The sequence below is a fragment of the Sphingomonas sp. 7/4-4 genome (genome assembly GCF_027941955.1).
In the GTDB taxonomy this organism is placed as follows: domain Bacteria; phylum Pseudomonadota; class Alphaproteobacteria; order Sphingomonadales; family Sphingomonadaceae; genus Sphingomonas.
The window spans coordinates 3,602,102-3,619,525 of the sequence record NZ_CP115960.1 but is presented as its reverse complement, the minus strand read 5'-3'; the positions used below and the strand labels follow the sequence as shown (position 1 = coordinate 3,619,525).

General features: G+C 66.5%; 17 protein-coding genes, 1 tRNA gene and 2 pseudogenes. 12 read left to right on the top strand and 8 right to left on the bottom strand.

Going from position 1 to position 17,424, the window contains the following annotated elements; all coding sequences use genetic code 11:
* Positions 1-26: 26 nt before the first annotated feature.
* Positions 27-790: pseudogene (locus PIB19_RS23765) on the top strand (AcvB/VirJ family lysyl-phosphatidylglycerol hydrolase).
* A gap of 214 nt (positions 791-1,004) precedes the next feature.
* On the opposite strand, the gene PIB19_RS18500 reads toward PIB19_RS23765, so the two are convergent.
* The 3 genes from PIB19_RS18500 to PIB19_RS18490 all read right to left on the bottom strand — a co-directional run bounded on the left by PIB19_RS18500 (position 1,005) and on the right by PIB19_RS18490 (position 2,371).
* Entirely contained in the window at positions 1,005-1,601 is a 597-nt protein-coding gene (locus PIB19_RS18500) for a M23 family metallopeptidase (protein WP_271238508.1), read from the bottom strand.
* A complete protein-coding gene (locus tag PIB19_RS18495; RefSeq protein ID WP_271238507.1) occupies positions 1,580-2,215 on the bottom strand; it encodes a hypothetical protein in 636 nt (211 codons plus the stop codon). Before PIB19_RS18495 ends, PIB19_RS18500 begins: the two co-directional genes overlap by 22 nt.
* Before the next feature lie 80 nt (positions 2,216-2,295).
* A tRNA-Ala gene (locus PIB19_RS18490) sits at positions 2,296-2,371 on the bottom strand.
* A gap of 230 nt (positions 2,372-2,601) precedes the next feature.
* Between PIB19_RS18490 and PIB19_RS18485 the strand changes: the two genes are divergently transcribed.
* Together PIB19_RS18485 and PIB19_RS18480 are read left to right on the top strand one after the other, a co-directional pair.
* A complete protein-coding gene (locus PIB19_RS18485) occupies positions 2,602-3,546 on the top strand; it encodes a DUF2171 domain-containing protein (RefSeq protein ID WP_271238506.1) in 945 nt (314 codons plus the stop codon).
* Between the two features lie 427 nt (positions 3,547-3,973).
* Entirely contained in the window at positions 3,974-4,318 is a 345-nt protein-coding gene (locus PIB19_RS18480) for a hypothetical protein (protein ID WP_271238505.1), read from the top strand.
* On the opposite strand, the gene PIB19_RS18475 is transcribed toward PIB19_RS18480, so the two are convergent.
* Positions 4,315-5,715, bottom strand: a complete 1,401-nt coding sequence (locus PIB19_RS18475; RefSeq protein WP_271238504.1) for a glutamate ligase domain-containing protein — start codon at positions 5,713-5,715, stop codon at positions 4,315-4,317. The genes PIB19_RS18480 and PIB19_RS18475 overlap by 4 nt on opposite strands.
* Before the next feature lie 158 nt (positions 5,716-5,873).
* On the opposite strand from PIB19_RS18475, the gene PIB19_RS18470 reads away from it, so the two are divergent.
* The gene (locus PIB19_RS18470; protein ID WP_271238503.1) at positions 5,874-6,692 is read left to right on the top strand and encodes an LD-carboxypeptidase; all 819 of its coding nucleotides are present in this window, start codon (positions 5,874-5,876) and stop codon (positions 6,690-6,692) included.
* Positions 6,693-6,826: 134 nt separating this feature from the next.
* Here the strand turns inward: PIB19_RS18470 and PIB19_RS18465 are convergent, their stop codons facing one another.
* Positions 6,827-7,744: a glycoside hydrolase family 43 protein gene (locus tag PIB19_RS18465; RefSeq protein WP_336297180.1), complete on the bottom strand. Its 918-nt coding sequence runs from the start codon at positions 7,742-7,744 to the stop codon at positions 6,827-6,829.
* A gap of 274 nt (positions 7,745-8,018) precedes the next feature.
* Here PIB19_RS18465 and thrS point away from each other — a divergent pair, with 274 nt between their 5' ends.
* The 4 genes from thrS to PIB19_RS18445 are packed head-to-tail and all read left to right on the top strand — an operon-like array spanning position 8,019 to position 11,840.
* Positions 8,019-10,016 (top strand): threonine--tRNA ligase, encoded by a 1,998-nt coding sequence (gene thrS / locus PIB19_RS18460; protein WP_271241030.1) that lies wholly within the window; start codon positions 8,019-8,021, stop codon positions 10,014-10,016.
* Between the two features lie 7 nt (positions 10,017-10,023).
* Positions 10,024-10,707 (top strand): helix-turn-helix domain-containing protein, encoded by a 684-nt coding sequence (locus PIB19_RS18455; protein WP_271238502.1) that lies wholly within the window; start codon positions 10,024-10,026, stop codon positions 10,705-10,707.
* A 9-nt stretch (positions 10,708-10,716) separates the two neighbouring features.
* Complete coding sequence (locus PIB19_RS18450) at positions 10,717-11,262, top strand: hypothetical protein (protein ID WP_271238501.1); 546 nt, start codon at positions 10,717-10,719, stop codon at positions 11,260-11,262.
* Complete coding sequence (locus tag PIB19_RS18445) at positions 11,163-11,840, top strand: hypothetical protein (RefSeq protein ID WP_271238500.1); 678 nt, start codon at positions 11,163-11,165, stop codon at positions 11,838-11,840. Before PIB19_RS18450 ends, PIB19_RS18445 begins: the two co-directional genes overlap by 100 nt.
* Before the next feature lie 46 nt (positions 11,841-11,886).
* Here the strand turns inward: PIB19_RS18445 and PIB19_RS18440 are convergent, their stop codons facing one another.
* Positions 11,887-12,705 (bottom strand): TorF family putative porin, encoded by an 819-nt coding sequence (locus PIB19_RS18440; RefSeq protein WP_271238499.1) that lies wholly within the window; start codon positions 12,703-12,705, stop codon positions 11,887-11,889.
* A 323-nt stretch (positions 12,706-13,028) separates the two neighbouring features.
* Here PIB19_RS18440 and infC point away from each other — a divergent pair, with 323 nt between their 5' ends.
* From infC to PIB19_RS23760, 4 genes and pseudogenes are all read left to right on the top strand, one after another.
* Entirely contained in the window at positions 13,029-13,532 is a 504-nt protein-coding gene (gene infC / locus PIB19_RS18435; protein ID WP_271238498.1) for a translation initiation factor IF-3, read from the top strand.
* On the top strand, positions 13,529-14,515 hold the full coding sequence (locus tag PIB19_RS18430; RefSeq protein WP_271238497.1) for a glycoside hydrolase family 16 protein: 987 nt from the start codon (positions 13,529-13,531) through the stop codon (positions 14,513-14,515). Before infC ends, PIB19_RS18430 begins: the two co-directional genes overlap by 4 nt.
* A 7-nt stretch (positions 14,516-14,522) precedes the next feature.
* Positions 14,523-15,485 (top strand): annotated as a pseudogene (locus PIB19_RS18425) (Gfo/Idh/MocA family protein); the annotation flags it as partial.
* Positions 15,461-15,874: a hypothetical protein gene (locus tag PIB19_RS23760; protein ID WP_443018753.1), complete on the top strand. Its 414-nt coding sequence runs from the start codon at positions 15,461-15,463 to the stop codon at positions 15,872-15,874. The pseudogene PIB19_RS18425 and the gene PIB19_RS23760, both read left to right, overlap by 25 nt.
* Before the next feature lie 18 nt (positions 15,875-15,892).
* On the opposite strand, the gene PIB19_RS18420 is transcribed toward PIB19_RS23760, so the two are convergent.
* Positions 15,893-16,210, bottom strand: a complete 318-nt coding sequence (locus PIB19_RS18420) for a S41 family peptidase (protein ID WP_336297341.1) — start codon at positions 16,208-16,210, stop codon at positions 15,893-15,895.
* Complete coding sequence (locus PIB19_RS18415) at positions 16,207-17,406, bottom strand: hypothetical protein (RefSeq protein ID WP_271238495.1); 1,200 nt, start codon at positions 17,404-17,406, stop codon at positions 16,207-16,209. The genes PIB19_RS18420 and PIB19_RS18415 overlap by 4 nt, the downstream gene beginning before the upstream one ends.
* Positions 17,407-17,424 lie beyond the last annotated feature (18 nt).

The following is a 17,424-nucleotide window of genomic DNA, read 5'->3' as shown; positions in this document are numbered from 1 at the left end:
GACCTTCGCCTGAAGGAGGCGCTGCCATGCTGAGGTGGCTGCGCAGATCGCGGCTCTTGCGCCTGCTCGGCGCCGGCATCCTCGCCGTCGTGGCCCTAATCGTGGTGGCCCTTGCCGTGCCGTCGCTCCATCTCATCGACAATCAGGCGGTGCGGTTCTTCGCCGCCGACAAGGCGAAACATCCGGCGGTCGCCGCGGTCTATTTTTCCGGCGACATGGGCATGCGCTTCGGCATGGGCCCGAAGGTGGCGCCGGCCCTCGCCGCACGCGGCATCCCGGTGATCGGGATCAGCTCGTCGGTAAACTTCGCCACTCGCCGCACGCGCGCGGAAGTGGACGCCATCCTCGCCGACGCGATCCGCACCGCGCTCGCCAAAACCCGTGCGAGCCGCGTGGTGCTGATCGGCCAGTCCTTCGGCTCCGACATGATCGCCGTTGCCGCGCCCGATCTGCCCCCGAACTGCGCCGCCGAATCGCCGCCGTGAGCCTCGTCGTGCCTGCGGAGCGAGTCTATTTTCGCGCCGATCCGACGGGGTTGGCCTATCTCGGCACGCCCGACGCCCTGCCGGCCCCTGCCATGCGCGCGCTCGACTGGGCACCGGTCACCTGCATCTACGGCGTGCGCGAGACCGACAGCCTCTGCCCGGCGCTCGTCGGAACCGCCGCGCATGTGATCGCCTTGCCCGGCGGGCATTTCCTGAACGGCGACGACAAGTTGGTCGTCGCGACGCTGTTCGATGCCTTTCGCGCCGCCGACCCGACGATCGCCGGACCAGAGGAGCATCGATGATGCCGCCCCGCACTTCCGACTCTTCGAACCGACGATCGATGCGCCCTTCCTGCCTCTCGGGTCACCATGTCCCCGAATACAAGCTTTGGGTGGATGCCGACGGCATACAGCATAGCCGTTGCCGTCATTGCGGATGCGAGCTGCGTCGCCTGCCCGCGATCCGGCGCTGGTATCGCTCGGGCCCGATGGGCTGAGAATTCCTAGGGAAAAGCGATCACGTCGCCATCGAGGGGCATCTCGAGACGGTGTACGGTTCGCGGGGGTGACGGCCGGTTGACCGACGGCCTTGCGCCGAGCATCTCCTCGATCTTCCTGTTGCGATCGAGAAGCGTGAAGGAACTGAGCTCGAAGGGCAGCCCTTCCGATCGCTCGAAGCTGGGCCGGTCGCTGATGTGAAAGTGCAGATGGGGGCGCCGGCCGCACCGGTCTGGCCGAGCTGTCCGATAACGGTGCCGCGCCGAACTTTCTGCCCGATTTTCACCGTCAGGCTGCCGGCCTTCAGATGGGCATAGTGCGCGAAGACACCCGGCCCGATCTTCAGCACCACGAAGTTTCCGTAAAGCGTCCGGTTCGTCAGATCCTCCGGACTCTCCTGCGGGGCCAACGGCCTGCCATTGGCTATTCCGTCGCGGGCATCCACGACGACACCGGCCGCCACGGCGAGCACGTCCTGCCCGTAGCCGAACCAGTCTTCATCGACGGTCGACGCGGGTGAGGCGTGGGTTCCGCGGAACGCGCGGTCTTCAGCATCGATTGCGAACCAGTCGACAGCGAAACGCTGGGGATTGGTCAGCTTGCCGTCGATCGCCACCATGCTGCCCCAATGGTGCGACCGGTGATTCCCGGGCCTTCCGCCGCCAGCCACCTTCCACCTCGAAGCGGTGCCGCAATCCTGATGGGCGCGGATTCGACGATCTCGGTGCGGATATCATCGGCGCGCTGAATCGCTCCCGTGCTGGTCCGGAAGATCAATTGGTGCCGCAGGAAATGCGGTTTCGCGCCGGCGGGCAATTTCAACCACAGGAAAAGCGTCCTGCTCTGGCCCGACGCGATCGAAAGTCCGTCCCGAGGATCGCCGTCGCCGGCCGGCTGCGCGACCAGCGAGTTGATCGCGGAGCCTTCGACTTTCATCAAGGGAACCGAGGCGTCATCGAGAAAGACCGCCAGGCCGACAAGCTTGATCGCCTCGCCGGACTGAAAACTGGCGATATGCAATTCATAGCCGAGATCGAACCCGCCGTCGCTGGCGCGAACGCTGCGTGGCGCGAAGATAATACGCGCCTCGACTTGCGCCTGGTGAAAAGAGTCTCCGTCTTCCCCCGACGCCAAGCTCGAACCCGACATCCGCGCACTAGCCAAAGCATCCGTACAGGACAGGATGCCCGCCAGGAAAAGGATCAGGCTTCGCGACGCGGCAGAAGACATTCGGGCTCCAATCGCAATGCGGGACCAGGCCGCGATGGCCCCCGAAGGGTCGGAATGTCATGCTATTTTTTTGAACGGCGTGGTGGAGCTGAGGGGAATCGAACCCCTGACCTCTGCAGTGCGATTGCAGCGCTCTCCCATCTGAGCTACAGCCCCGCCGCCTGTTTCCGGTCTCCCGGAAGGCGCCCCCATTAGCGTCACCCGAACCGCTATGCAACTGCGCCGAACGCCGGCGGCGGGTTGCTCTCCACACGCGCCGAAGCGGCCGGAAATTCGATGGATTGCCGGAACCTTGGCCCCCTCTCGCACGCTGAATCGGGCGTCGGGCGCGACGGCGATTGCCTGCCGACCGCGCCCTGGTTCGACCAACGATCTGGAGAGGCGAGATGGACGACCGCAACAACCGCTATGGCCCGCACGATGCATATGGCCGCGGCAGCCCGCAGGACTATACCGAGGATTACGGCTCCGGCCGCGACTATACCTATTCGAGCGCGCGCGATTATGCCGCTGCCGGCGAACTTGGCTATGGCGGACGCCCGCGCGGACGCGCGTGGCGCAACGATTACGAGTGGAACGATCGCGGCGGCGACTATCGCGGCCGCGACTATCGGGATCGCGAACGTTCTGACTATTATCGCGGCGGCACGGCTGGCCGAGGCTTTGGCGGCGCGCGCGACTATGATCGGGGCCGCAGCTATTCCGGCGGCCGCGCCGGCTATGGCGAGGATCGCGGCTTCTTCGAACGCGCGGGCGACGAGGTCCGCTCGTGGTTCGGCGACGAGGAGGCCGAACGCCGCCGTGAGATGGACCAGCGCTACGACGAGCGCCTTGGCCGCCGCGAACGCGTCTATGGCGGCACCGGCGACGGCCATTACCAGTCGTGGCGCCGCCAGCGCATCGCCGAGCTCGACCGCGACTATGACGAATATCAGCGCGAGAATTCGCAGCGCTTCGAAAATGAGTTCGGCAGCTGGCGGACCGAACGCTCCGGCCAGCGCGATTCGCTGCGGCGCGTGACCGAGCACATGGAAGTGCTGGGATCCGACGGCAGCCATGTCGGCACCGTCGACAAGGTGCGCGGCGATCGCATCCTGCTCACCAAGAGCGACAGCGATGCCGGCGGTCACCACCATTCGATCCCGTCGCGCTGGATTCAGTCGGTCGACGACAAGGTGACGCTGCGCAAGACCGCCGACGAGGCGAAGGCGCATTGGCGCGACGAGGAACGATCGGGCGCGCTGTTCGGCGAAGGCCGCGACGACCGCGATGACCGCAATGACTGGTCCACCGAGCACAACCTCAATCGCAGCTTCTCCGGCACCTATTGAGCCGGACTGCCAGCGACAGGGAACCGGCCCCCGGGGAGACAGCCTCCCCGGGGCCTTTTCTCGGCTGCAAGGAAGGCGTTCAACGTCGCGGCAAGGTCAAAGGCTGATCAAGCATCACGATACGGCGTCCCGAGCGACAGAATCAGGCTCGGCTTATCCGCCAGGCGTTGTTTCCGGCGGCCGCCGCCCCATCTTCATGAAACGTCGCCCATAGGTATTCCCCATCCCCGATCGCATCCTGCTGGCCTATGCCCTGCTCACGCTGATGGCGCTGGCGGCAGTTGGGCTGATCGTCTTCGCCAGGCGCAACACCCATGCGGCAAAATATGCCCGCCAGAAGAAGCGCGAGCGCCGCGCGCATAACTCCCCCGACTAGCGATCCGGTACGGCAATGGCGGCGCGGGGGAATGCGCGCTAGGGCGCATGCATGAACCCGTTCGAATTATATCGCCGCCTGATCCAATGGGTCGGCGACGGCACCGGCGCACCCGATACCGTCCTCCACATCCACGCCGGAATGGCGGTCCTGCTGTTCGTGCGCGTGGTGTCCGGCCGTTCGCTGGCGACGCCCTGGCCCTTGCTCGCAGTCTATCTCGCCGAGTTTGCCAACGAGATCATGGACCGCGTGAACCACGGCCAGTGGATGCCCGATACGACGAGCGACGTGCTCAACACCGTGTTCTGGCCAACCGTGCTGTTCATCGGATTGCGGATCAGGCGTGCGCGGCTGGAGCATCCCCGACAGCCGGATACCCAGTCAACCGCGAACTAGCCGCGGTGGAGCGCATCCAGCATCGATTGCGCGAGCAGGCTGAGCGTGTCGTCCCGCGCGCCCATCACGACGATCCGGTCGCCCGGCCGCGCCTGCGCCGCTAGATGCGCCGCGGCCGCCTCGCGTTCCGGGATGTGAAGCGCCAGCCTGCCGCTCGCAGCGACATCGGTGACGATGTCCGCGCTGGTCACTTCGCGCTTCACCGTGCCGCCCTGATAGACCGGATCGGGCAGGGTCAGCAGGTCGTCCGCCGCCAGCTTTTCGGCGAACATCGCCACAAGCTCGCTGCGCATCACCTTGAGCGGGCCATAACCGTGCGGCTGGAACAGCAGCAGCAGGCGGCCGGGAAAGGCATGGAGCGTGTCGAGCGTGGCGGCGATCTTGTCCGGATTGTGCCCGAAATCGTCGATCACTGCGACGCCGTTTGCCTCGCCGACCAGCTCGAAGCGCCGCTTGAGCCCGGCGAAACCGGCGATCGCGCGAACCGCGTCGTCCAGCGGCACGCCCGCCGCCCGCGCCGCGCCGATTGCGGCGAGAGCATTCGAGACATTGTGGCGGCCGGGCACCTGCAGCGTCACGCGGACCAGCGCCTCGCCGCGCGCGTGTAGATCGAATGCGGCGCTGAAACGCTGCTGCTCGATGTTGCGCGCGACCAGATCGGCCTCGCTTTCGATCGCGAAGCTGATCAGCCGGTCGGCAGGCTGCATCATCGCCAGCGCTGCGCCTTCGCCATTGTCGAGGTTGACCACCGCCTTGCCCGCCTTGGCGATGAAGGCGCCGAACAATTCGATCAATTGCGCCATCGGCATGTGATCGAGGCTGACATTGTTGAGCACTGCGATCCCGGGCCGATAGAGCGCGATAGAGCCGTCGCTCTCGTCGACTTCGCTGACATAGGCCCCGCCCGCGCCCACCAGCGCGCTCGCGAACGGCGCTTGCGGAGAGACGAAGTTCTTCATCACCGCGCCGTTCATCACCGTCGGATCGCGACCGCAGGCACGCAGGATCCAGCCGATCATGCCGGTGACGGTCGATTTGCCGCTGGTCCCCGCCACGCCGATCGATTGCGGCGCGGCGTTGAACAGCTGCGCGTTCAGCTCGGCGCGCGTCATCCGCGCGTTGCCCAGTTCGGCCGCACGGACCATGTCGGGCACGCTCGCCTCGATCGCCGCGGAGGCGACGACGATCTGGTCGGGCGACGTGATCCCGCTGCCGTCCTGCGGGAACAGGGCGACTCCGCGGCGCGCGAGGTCGTCGAACTTGGCGGGCAGCCGCCCCGCGTCGAGGCTGCGGTCCGATCCGGCGACACTGGCGCCCTGCCCCGCCAGGATCATCGCGAGAGGCATCATTCCCGAGCCGCCGATGCCGACGAAGAAGTAAGATTTGCCGTGCTGCATGGGCTCGCGCTATCGGCAATCCCCAACGCGAGGGCAAGGCCGCACATCTCCTTCCGTTCGTGCTGAGCTTGTCGAAGCACCGTTTTGTCTTCTACCTGCGAGCCGAGAAGCAGGACGGCCCTTCGACAAGCTCAGGGCGAACGGGAATTGGCAAGCGCATGCGCATCGGAGTGGTAGCACCGGCAAGACCCGTCACGCGCGAAAGCTCGCTGCGGATGGCGGCGTTCATGGCGCTCACTTATCCCGGCCACGACATCGTGTTTCACGAGCAATGCTATTACGAAGCCGGCCATTTCGCGGGCACCGACGAGCAGCGCGCCGCGGCGTTCCTGGAAGTTGCCAACGATCCCGCCTTCGACGCGATCTGGTTCGCGCGCGGCGGCTATGGCTCGAATCGCATCCTCGACATGGTGATGCCCCAGCTGGGCGCCGCCGCGGGGCGCAAGACCTATATGGGCTTCTCCGACATGGGGTTCCTGCTCGGCGCGCTCTATGCGCGACGGATCGGACGTTCGGTGCACGCCTCGATGGCCAGCAGCATCGGCCAGAACGATACCGGCGAGGCGGCGGGCTGGGCGCTCGGCTGGCTGATCGACAAGGACCGCCGCGCGCTCGAGCCGAGCCTTGCCGACGGACGCCCGGCCGCGGCGTTCAACCTCGCCATCCTCGCTTCGATGATCGGCACCAAATGGCTGCCCGATCTCACCGATCATGTGCTGATGATCGAGGAAGTCGACGAGCCGCTCTACCGGATCGACCGGATGCTGTTCCAGATGGCGCACGCCACCCAGCTCAAGGGCATCGCCGGCGTGCGGCTCGGCGCAGTGAGCTCGGTGGTCGACAACGGCAACGACTTCGGCGAGACGATCGAACAGATCATCACGCGCTGGTGCCGCGACATGAAGGTCCCCTATCTCGGCCGCGCCGAAATCGGCCATGTCGAGCTGAACCGCGTGGTGCCGTTCGGACTGGCTTAACCTTCTAAATCCTCCCTCGCGAAGCGGGGAGGTGGCGCCGAAGGCGACGGAGGGGCCTCTCCCCAAGCGACATCGCCCGCGGCTACGCCCCTCCACCACTTCGTGGTCCCCTCCCCGCTGCGCGGGGGAGGATTTTAGCGAAGCACCCCGTTCGCCACCGGCACGCCGAAATCGGGCGTCCCGTCCGCCCGATAATGGATCGGCTGCACCCGCGTATGGCGGTTCGGATCGAACAGAGGATCGCCCTTGATCTCGCGATAGTCGCGGCCGTGATAGACCAATAGATCGCGGCCGGTCTCGTCGACGACGAAGCCGTTATGGCCGGGGCCATAGACCTTGTTCGCCTCCGACGTCGCGAACACCGGCACCGACGACTTGCTCCACGACTTCGGGTCCATGATGTCGCTGTCGGCGTCGGCAGTGAGCATCCCCATGCAGTAACGCGCATCGGTGGCGCTTGCCGAATAGGTGAGGAACAGCTTGCCGCCCCGCGCGAGCAATGCCGGCCCTTCGGCGACCTTGAAGCCCCGCACTTCCCAATCGAGCGTCGGCACCGTCAGCCGCGCCGGCGCCGCCGCGAGCGTATTGGGAGTCTTGAGCGGGGCGAGATAGAGATTGCTGTTGGTCTCGATCCCGGGTTCGCGCTGCGCCCAGCAGATATAGCGGGTGCCCTTGTGCTCGAAGGTCGTGCTGTCGAGCGTGAACGTGTCCCAGGGCGTCTCGAACTGGCCGAGCAGCGACCAGTCGGCGGTCAGCGGGTTCTCGCCGCGCCCCTGCAAGACATAGGTGCGGATGCGGAACTTGTCGTCGCTATTGCCGGCCGCGAAATAGAAATGCCAGGCACCATCGAAATGATGGACCTCGGGCGCCCAGATATAGCCGGCCATCCTGCCGCTCGCCGGACGGCGCCAGATCACGGTCTCGGGTGCGTCCTTGAGGCCGGCGACCGTCCTCGCGCGGCGGAGCACGATGCGGTCATATTCGGGGACCGAGCCGGTGAAATAGAACCAGCCGCCATGGCGCAATATCTGCGGATCGGCGCGCTGGAGCACGAGGGGTTGGTGACCTTCACGCCCTTCGCGTGCGCGATGCCGGGCGTTGCGGCGGCGATCGAGAGCGCGGCGCCGCCCGCGATCAGGTCCCGCCGGTTCATATGTCGGTTCAGCATCGCATGATCTGAAACCGATTGGACGCGCAGCGCAAGTGGCAATCATCAGACTATTGCCGATTTTTGCGGTTGCCGTCCGCCTTGCCTATATCGCGCCTGCGCGGGCATAAGCCGCGCTCCCGAAGTCCTCCAGTGAAAGTCCCAATCCCGTGTCCGAGATGTTCCGTATCACGCTGCCCGACGGTTCCGTCCGTGAGGTAGCCCCGGGGACTACCCCGGCGGACATCGCCGCGGCGATCGGTCCGGGGCTCGCCAAGGCCGCGCTCGCCGCGCGCGTCGACGGCGAACTGCGCGACATCGGGCGGGCGTTCGAAGGCGACGCGCAGCTCGCGCTCGTCACTGCGCGGGACGAGAAGGACGCGCTCGAACTGGCGCGCCACGATTATGCGCACATCCTCGCCGAAGCGGTGCAAAAGCTGTTTCCCGGCACCCAGATCACTTTCGGCCCGTCGACCGATGACGGCTTCTATTACGATTTCGCGCCGAAGGACCGCCCCTTCACCGAGGAGGATCTGCCCGCGATCGAAGCCGAGATGCGCAAGATCATCGCGGCCGACGCGCCGCTCATCCGCGAAGTCTGGTCGCGCGCCGACCTGATCGCGCGCTGGCAGAAGCAAGGCGAGACCTTCAAGGCCGAATGGGCGCAGGAGCTTCCCGAAGGCGAGGAACTGACGGTGTACCGCGCCGGCAAGGGTGCGGATTCGTGGCTCGACATGTGCCGCGGCCCGCATCTCGCCTCCACCGGCAAGGTCGATCCCAATGCGTTCAAGCTGACGCGCGTCTCGGGCGCCTATTGGCGTGGCGACCAGAAGAACGCGATGCTTTCGCGCATCTACGGCACCGGCTGGCTCAACAAGAAGCAGCTCGACGAGCATCTGATGCGGCTCGAGGAGGCGGCCAAGCGCGACCACCGCAAGCTTGGGGCAGAGATGGACCTGTTCCACCTCCAGGCCGAAGCCCACGGATCGGTATTCTGGCACCCGCACGGCTTCACCATCTGGCGCGAGCTCGAGGCTTATATGCGCCGCGCGATCGACGCCGCGGGCTATCGCGAAGTGAAGACCCCGCAAGTGATGGACGCGCGCCAATGGGAGCAGTCCGGCCATTGGGGCAAATATCGCGAGAACATGTTCGTCATCCCCGACGAAGTGCCCAACACCGAGGACGACGGGCCCATCGTCTCGAACGACGCGCAGTGGATGGCGCTCAAGCCGATGAACTGCCCCGCGCACATCCTGATCTTCAAGCAGGGCATCAAATCGTATCGCGACTTGCCGCTCAGGCTGTACGAAAACGGCTGCTGCCACCGCAACGAGCCGCACGGCGCGCTGCACGGGCTGATGCGCGTCCGCCAGTTCACCCAGGACGATGCGCACATCTTCTGCCGCGAGGACCAGATCGTCGACGAGGTCCGCGCATTCTGCGAGCTCGCCGACCGCATCTATCGTCATTTCGGCTTCACCTATGCGATCAAGCTGGCGCTACGCCCCGACAAGCGCTTCGGCACCGACGCAATGTGGGACCAGGCCGAGACCGAGCTGCGCGACGCCGTGGTCCGCGCTGGGCTGGCTACCGAGGAATATGGCTGGGAGGAACTGCCCGGCGAAGGCGCCTTCTATGCGCCCAAGCTGGAGTGGCATCTGACCGACGCGATCGGGCGGACCTGGCAGGTCGGCACGCTTCAGTCGGACCGCGTGCTGCCCGAACGGCTCGACGCGTCCTATGTCGGCGAGGATGGCGAGCGCCATCGCCCGGTGATGCTCCACCGCGCGATCTTCGGATCGTACGAACGCTTCATCGGCATCCTGATCGAGCATTTCGCCGGCAAGCTGCCGGTTTGGCTGGCGCCGACCCAGGCCGTAGTCGCGACGATCGTCTCGGATGCCGACGAATATGCGCTGCAGGTGACCGACAAATTGCGCGCGGCGGGCATCCGCGTCGAGACCGATCTGCGCAACGAGAAGATCAACTACAAGGTCCGCGAGCATTCGGTGGCCAAGGTCCCGAACCTGCTGGTGGTCGGCAAGCGCGAAGCCGACGAAGGCACCGTCGCGCTGCGCGTGCTGGGAAGCCAGGGCCAGCAGATGCTGACGCTGGACGAGGTCGTGGCCAAGCTGGTCGAAGAGGCCTCCGCACCCGACCTGCGGGCGCAGTGAGCGATCGGTGAGCCATAGCGGCATCGGCCGGCACGCGGCGGGCGATCGCCTGCCGCGGCACCGCCATGTCCATGGCTATGTCGCATTGGTGCTCGCCGGCGGATATGAAGAGGCCGGCGACGGCGGCCGTCTCGCCGCACGGCCGGGCACCGTCGTGATCCACGATCGCTGGGCGGCGCATCAGGACCATTTCGGCGCGGGCGGCGCACGCGTGCTCAACCTGCCCGCTCTGCCCGGCCTCGCCGGTGCGGGCAGCGTCGCCGATCCCGACGCCGTCGCCCGCATGGCGGAGCGCGATCCACTGGCGGCCGCCGAGCTGGTTCGCGGGAGCTTCCGGCCCGATGCCGCATGCGCCATGGACTGGCCCGATCTGCTCGCCACTGCGCTGCGCGACGATCCCGCCGTTCCGATCGCTGCATGGGCGGATCGGATGGGCCTCGATCCCGCGTCGGTCAGCCGCGGCTTCGCGCGCGCTTATGGCGTCAGCCCCAAGCGCTATCGTCTCGAGGCGCGCACCCGCCGCGCATTGCTCGCGCTCGATCGCTGGCAGGGCAGCCTCGCGGTTTTCGCCGCGGAGCACGGCTTCGCCGATCAGGCCCATTTCACTCGCTCTGTGTTAGCGATGACCGGTCATCCGCCCGCACGCCTCAAGGCAAAGTCCGTTCAATCCGCCGGAGCTTCCGCCCGCTAGACCGGGCACATGGACCGTCGCCTCTTCCTCGCCGCCACGCTCGGCGCACTCGCCGCACCCGGCGCCCTCGCGCAGACCGCATCCATCACGCGCTGGAAAGTCACCAGCTCGGAAGGCCATGACGCGATCGCGTTTCTCGGGCCGCTGTCGGGCGAGCCGCTCTACCAGAATTATTATGCCGAGGACGCGAAGGCGTTCCCGCTCCCCGATCCGGTCCGCGCCGAGATCGCGGCATTGTGGAAGGAAGCCGGCACCGCGGGTTTCGGCCTGCTCGGCCCGGTCCTGTCGAGCAAGATCTCGGGCACCGACGTCTCCACGCTCGACGCCGTCATCACTGCGCTCGCCGATCCCGAAGCCCGCATCCGCCCGAGCCTCCAGAAGAGCCCCTATTGGGACGAAGCCGAATGGAAATGGCTCGCCGCCACCGCCCCCGCCTCGTCGCGGTGTTCACGGCGATGCGCACCGCCGGCTTCGCTGCCTTCCGCAATGCGCGCTCGGAGGAGCTCGCCTCGCGCATTCCCCAGCTCCAGCGCGATCTCGCGCCCTTCGACGTGATCCGCCTGCAGCAGAAGCTCACCGGCCGCAGCTTCGCGCCCGAGATCGAAGTGGTGCTGCTCCGCTTCTGCAAGCCGCACGGCATCAAGGTGCAGGGCCAGACCTTCCTCCAGGCCGCCGACTGGAACCTCGCGATCACCGTCCGCAACGCCGCGCACGAGATGCTCCATCCGCCGTTCCCGATGGACGGCCCGGTGGCGAAGGCCGCGCTGGCGGTGCTGGCCAGGGACCCGCTGATCCCGCACATCGTCCGCGAGCACGATCCCAAATGGGGCTATACCAGCCTCGACGGCTATCTGAACGAGGACATGGTCCAGGCGCTCGATCAGCTGATCAGCGAGCGGCTGGGCGTGGCGCGCAATCCGGCCGATCGCTGGCGCGACAATGACGACGGCATCCATGTCCTCGCCGCCGGGCTCTATGGCATGCTCCGGCAGGACAAATGGAGCGATACCGGCGGCTCGATCGAGGCGTGGCTCGATCGAGCCACCCGCACCGGACGGCTTTCGCCCACCAATCTGCATGCAGTCGCCGCGCGCGTTCTCGAGCGGCCGATAGACCGGCTCTGGCCGCTCTGAGCGGTTGCGGGCCGGCCCGGGAAGCCGACCCACATTCCGTTCGCGCCTAGAAGGCCGCGCTCACCGAGAACACCACCTGGCTCCCTGCGATGCTCGACCCATCCTTGGTCGACGAGAAGTTCGGCAGCAGATAGGCCGACTCGCTCTCGCTGATGTCGGTGTCGGTATAAGCGACGCCCAGCGTCAGCGGCGTGCCGGGGATCGCGAGATCCGCACCGAGCATCCAGTCGAGATATTCGCCGGTGGGCGAGAGGCTGGTGCCATTCGGCCCGAGCCCGGGGTTGCCGTTCGAATAGCCGATGTGCCCCTTGAGCGTCAGCGGCGTTCCCTTCACGCCCCCAGAGAGATCGCCCCAGACATAGAGATTGTCCTCGGACTGGCCGTTGCTCTGCGGCGTCGCCGAGAAATTGCCGAGCGCTTCCTGCTTGGGCGCATAGGCCACGCCGGCCAGCGCCGTCACCGGGCCGAGCGAGCCCGAGAGCTTGACATAAGGCTCGGCGAAATCGGTGTTCTGGAACCCGCCCGGATACATGTACCAGGTCAGGCCGACATCGAGCGCGGCGCCGTCGCCGAGCGGAAGCTTGTATCCCGCATAGAGATCGAGCTCCATGTTGGCGCCGCCGAACGTGCCCCAGCCGGAAAGGTTCGATGCCCAGACGCCGCCATAGAGGCCGCTCTCATGGCTGACCGTCAGGCCGCCCTGGATCGCCATCTCCTCGTCGGTCTGCGAGACCCCGCGGAAACGATAGTCGGAAACGAGCGCGACGCTGCCCGAGACAGTGACGGCCTTGGGCGGCTCCTCTTCCTGCGCGAAGGCGGGCGTGGCCGAACCGAGCAGGATGGCGAGCGCGAGACATTTTTTCATTGGGACTCCCCTTTAGGTGGTGGTCCCCTGCGGTCCGGATCGGGCTTGCCTCGCATCGGGCAGGCTCCGCATCCAGCGCCATACGAGGTATCGGAAGAAATCGGCCGCGTGTGTAAGGAAGTGTTGCTGCGTCGCAGCAAGGGGCCGTACGGAGACCGATCCGCAGGGCCGTGCCTACCAACTGGTGCATTTGCGCCACAGTGGCGCCAGCGCGGCTTCCAAATCTTCGGGTCAATGACTATATCGCCACGCTGAACCCACGAGTCCCAGGAGAAATACCTATCCGTCCTCCCCAATCCCGGCGCCCTCTGGCACCGCCGCCGATGAACGGCCCGCGCTTCAATGAATTCATTCAGTCACCCAAGGTGCGGGTGATCGATCATGAGGGCGAAAATCTCGGCGTGATGTTCACGCGCGAGGCGATGGATCAGGCGCGCGAGCTTGGGCTCGACCTTGTCGAAGTGTCGCCCAACGCCGATCCGCCCGTCGCCAAGTTCCTCGACGTCGGCAAGTTCAAGTACGAGGCCCAGAAAAAGGCCAACCAGGCGCGGAAGACCCAGAAGACGCAGGAGATCAAGGAGATCAAGATGCGTCCGAACATCGACGATCATGATTATGATACGAAGATGAAGGCGATCCACAAATTCATCGGCGAAGGCGACAAGGTGAAGGTCACCCTGCGCTTCCGGGGCCGCGAGCTTTCGCACGGCCAGCTCGGCATGATCCTGCTCAAGCGCGTGCAGGACGATACGGCGGAGATCGCCAAGATCGAGAGCTATCCGCGCATGGAGGGCCGTCAGATGCTGATGGTCATCTCGCCCAAATGAGGTTCGGGCGGGGGCTGTTCGCGGCCCTCGCCGCCCTGCTGCCCCTTCCCGCCGCGGCCCAGAGCGCGGCATCTTCCACCACTTCCAAGACCGATGCGCCGCTCGGCGTACCGGCGGGCTATGTCCAGGTCTGGGCCGACGAGTTCGATGCTCCCGGCGCGCCTGATCCGAAGAAATGGGCGTACGACACCAGCCGCAACAAGGAAGGCTGGTACAACGAAGAGCGCCAATATTATGCCGCCGACCGTCCCGAAAATGTCCGGGTCGAGAACGGGCATCTGATCCTCGAGGCTCGTAAGGAGCGACTCGCCGACAAGGCCGATTTCGGCGGGCAGGAGTTTGCCTCGGGCAAGCTCGTCACCAAAGGGCTGGGCGACTGGAAATACGGCTATATCGAAGTCCGCGCGAAGCTCGCCTGCGGGCGCGGGCTCTGGCCGGCGATCTGGATGCTGGCGTCGGACGGCAAGGCCGGCTGGCCGACGATGGGCGAGATCGACATCATGGAGCATGTCGGCTGGGACCCCGGCCGCGTCCACGGCACGATCCACACCAAGGCATACAACCACGTCGCCAAGACCCAGAAAGGCGCTGACGCGATGGTGCCCGACGCATGCACCGCGTTCCACAATTACCAGCTCGATTGGAACGAGGACCGCATCCTGATCGGCGTGGACGGACACGCCCACATGCGCTTCGACAACGACCACAAGGGCGATCCCGCGACCTGGCCCTTCGCCAGCCCGCAATATCTGATCCTCAACGTCGCCGTCGGCGGCTGGGGCGGCCAGAAGGAATCGACGACGCGGCCTTCCCGTCGAAGATGGAAGTCGATTACGTGCGGGTCTGGCAGAAGCGATAGGCGCGCCGGGCAGCGGGAAGTGGGGGTCGGCAAGCGCCGGGGCACGCCGCGGGCGCGGCCGCCAAGCGATCATCCTATTTGTCCGGTAACACCCGCTTTGTACCCTTGCGAAGGGTCATTTTAGCGCTAACATTATCGGAATAATAATCAGGGGAGACCAGGATGACTGCCAGCTTCGATCGCCGCACGCTCCTCGTCGGCGGCCTCGCCGCCTCGGCTACCCTGACGCCCCTCAGCGAGGCTTTCGCCCAGCGCCGCCGCGTATCCGCCAACGACAAGGTCCAGGTGGGCGTGATCGGCTGCAAGGGCATGGGCTGGGCGGATCTCACTGCGATGATCAAGGGGGCAGACGTCACGCCGGTCGCCCTCTGCGACGTGGATGCCAGGGTCCTCGCCGACCGCGGCACCGAGCTACAAAGGCCTCGGGCCGCGCGCCGCGGCTTTACGACGACTATCGCCGCATGCTGGACGACAAGTCGGTGGACGCAGTGATCATCGCCACGCCCGACCATTGGCACGCGCTCCAGCTGATCGACGCCGTGTCGGCGGGCAAGGACGTTTATTGCGAAAAACCGCTCGGCAACTCCATCGCCGAATGCCGCGCGATGGTCGCCGCCAAACAGCGCCACAACCGCGTCGTCCAGGTCGGCCAGTGGCAGCGCAGCAACCAGCATTGGGCCGACGCCATCGCCCACGTCCATGCCGGCGGGATCGGCCGGGTGCGGAAGGTCAAGGCCTGGGCCTATATGGGCTGGATGAAGAACATCGCGCCCCAGCCGGACCAGGCGGCGCCTCCGGGCGTCGACTATGACCGCTGGCTCGGCCCGGCGCGGCAACGTGCCTTCAACCCCAACCGCTTCCACTTCAACTGGCGCTGGTATTGGGACTATGCGGGCGGCCTGATGACCGACTGGGGCGTCCACCTGATGGACATCGCCTTGCTGGGCATGAAGGCCCAGGCGCCGAACTCTGTCAGCGCGCTGGGCGGCGCCTATGGTTATCCGGGCTCGGCCATGGAGACTCCGGACACCCAGACCGCCATCTTCGACTTCGGCGACTATTCGGTGGAATGGGAACATGCGGTCGGCATCAGCCGCGGCCCCTTCGGCGGCCACGACCATGGCGTGGCCTTTGTGGGCGAGACCGGCACGCTGGTGGTGGACCGCAGCAAATGGTGGGTCTCGCCGGAGGTGAGCGACGGCAAGGCCCTGACCCGCGAAATCCCCATCACCAAGGCCTCGGACAACGGGCTCGATCGGCACACGGCGGACTTCATCGCCTGTGTGAAGGATCGCGCACGCACCCCGCTTGCCCCATCGAATCGGCAGCCAACACCGCCACCGTCTGCCAGATGGGCAATGTCGCCTGGCGTACCGGCCGCAAGGTCCATTGGGACGCCCCGGCGGGCCGCTTCAAGGACGATTCCGAAGCCAACGCCCTGATCACGCCCCGCTACCGCGCACCTTACCGCCTGCCGGCATAAGCGGCGTCACCCTCACGCCTACCGCGCCGACGGCATATCCCCGGCGATCACTCCCAGCGCACGTGCGGCGCGCCCGCGGCTGCTCTCGCCTTTCATCGGCGCGAGCGGGAAGTCCGCGGCGATACCTGCGACCTCGTCGGTCCCGTCAGCACGAAGCCGCAGGCAATTGGGGATTCGGAATCGCAGCTGCGAATGCGCCAGCACCAGCGGATCGCCCTTCGCCATGAATCCGCATCCGTCTCCGCCGGTACGAGCGCCCAGCGTCCTGGCGATTCCATTGTCCTTCATCGTCGCCGCGAACATTTCGGCCGCGGAGAAGGTGCGGTTGTCGGTCAGGACATAAGCGGGCCCGTTCCAGGCGCCGAAATGGGATTCGATCGCAGCGGCCCAGGATAGCCTGCGGGCAACTTCCGGATTGCCATAAGCGCCTTTGGGCAGGCTGCTCCTGGCACCGCCCGCAAACCCCGCGGCGAGAAGGTTGTTGCAGGCTCCGACGTTCCACGGGCGCTGCTCGGTCCATACCCAGCCGAGATTGCAACGCTGCTTCCCGATCTTCGCCTTCCCGGCTTCGAAGAACCGGCGTGCCTCCCCAGCGCCTGCGCTCCGTCGGCCGCGGGATGCGCCGCCAGTCCCTTGTCCATCGAGCGGATTTGTTCGTCGAAATATTGGGCCGATATCGGGGCGTCGACCATCAGCATCGGCGCGGAGGATACGGCGCGATCGGTGAACATGCGCGGCATCCAGTCGCCGCTGTCCCCGCCGCCGCTGTTGCGGCCGATATCGACGAGCACCGCTGCCGCGCCCTGCTTGCGCAGTTGCGCCAGCGTCTCCGCAAGCGCCGCGAACCAGGCATCACTCGCGGCATCCTCGATCGCGCCGGGAGTGAGCGGGCTATTCGCCGCCCGCAGTGCCGCCCATGCGCGGGTGCACACGGCCGGGAAGGCGGTCGGCTCGAACTCCTGGATGCGGACGATTCCGATCCTGCGGCCATCGGGCGCCGGGACGAGCCCGCTGCGAAACGGCTCGGTCAGCCCGTCACCCGCCATCACGAAGCCGGGCAGGCTTTCGAAGGGGAGCGTGAAGGCGATGGGGCTGCTCGCGGCATAGCCGAGAGCGGCACAGCCGCTGTCCGGGTTCTGCGGGTCCAGCGGCGCATCGGCCGGCTCGGGAACGGCGGGGACGGTGCTGGCGGCCAGCCGGGGCAAGGGCGACAAATGACCGTCGTGAAAGCCGGCGACGAACTCGAGCAGCGCATGTTCGGCCTCGGCATCCGTGATGGCAGCGGCCAGCGCGTCACGCGCCCGGCGTTCCAGCCGCGGAACATCGACACCGCTCTGCGGCGACCCCATCCAGGCCAGATTGACATACGAGCGCTCGAGCGCCGCCTTCAACTGGCCGAAATCCTCCTGCCAGTCCGCGCGATGGAAAGCCGGTGCCGTTTCCTGGGCAGGCGCCGATTGGGGCAGCAAGCCCGAGAGAGCCGCCGCCGCCGCCAGCGCTGCCAGTCCGCGGCCCGTTCCGGATGTCGCCATGCCCGATCCCTCGTCGAA

Excerpts from the sequence above, each read along its gene's own strand:
- PIB19_RS18495 (WP_271238507.1), bottom strand. The coding sequence starts at position 2,215 with ATGTCTTCTGCCGCGTCGCGAAGCCTGATCCTTTTCCTGGCGGGCATC.
- PIB19_RS18485 (WP_271238506.1), top strand. The coding sequence starts at position 2,602 with ATGGACGACCGCAACAACCGCTATGGCCCGCACGATGCATATGGCCGC.
- PIB19_RS18480 (WP_271238505.1), top strand. The coding sequence starts at position 3,974 with ATGAACCCGTTCGAATTATATCGCCGCCTGATCCAATGGGTCGGCGAC.
- PIB19_RS18475 (WP_271238504.1), bottom strand. The coding sequence starts at position 5,715 with ATGCAGCACGGCAAATCTTACTTCTTCGTCGGCATCGGCGGCTCGGGA.
- PIB19_RS18470 (WP_271238503.1), top strand. The coding sequence starts at position 5,874 with ATGCGCATCGGAGTGGTAGCACCGGCAAGACCCGTCACGCGCGAAAGC.
- thrS (WP_271241030.1), top strand. The coding sequence starts at position 8,019 with ATGTTCCGTATCACGCTGCCCGACGGTTCCGTCCGTGAGGTAGCCCCG.
- PIB19_RS18450 (WP_271238501.1), top strand. The coding sequence starts at position 10,717 with ATGGACCGTCGCCTCTTCCTCGCCGCCACGCTCGGCGCACTCGCCGCA.
- PIB19_RS18445 (WP_271238500.1), top strand. The coding sequence starts at position 11,163 with ATGCGCACCGCCGGCTTCGCTGCCTTCCGCAATGCGCGCTCGGAGGAG.
- PIB19_RS18440 (WP_271238499.1), bottom strand. The coding sequence starts at position 12,705 with ATGAAAAAATGTCTCGCGCTCGCCATCCTGCTCGGTTCGGCCACGCCC.
- infC (WP_271238498.1), top strand. The coding sequence starts at position 13,029 with ATGAACGGCCCGCGCTTCAATGAATTCATTCAGTCACCCAAGGTGCGG.
- PIB19_RS18430 (WP_271238497.1), top strand. The coding sequence starts at position 13,529 with ATGAGGTTCGGGCGGGGGCTGTTCGCGGCCCTCGCCGCCCTGCTGCCC.
- PIB19_RS23760 (WP_443018753.1), top strand. The coding sequence starts at position 15,461 with ATGGGAACATGCGGTCGGCATCAGCCGCGGCCCCTTCGGCGGCCACGA.
- PIB19_RS18415 (WP_271238495.1), bottom strand. The coding sequence starts at position 17,406 with ATGGCGACATCCGGAACGGGCCGCGGACTGGCAGCGCTGGCGGCGGCG.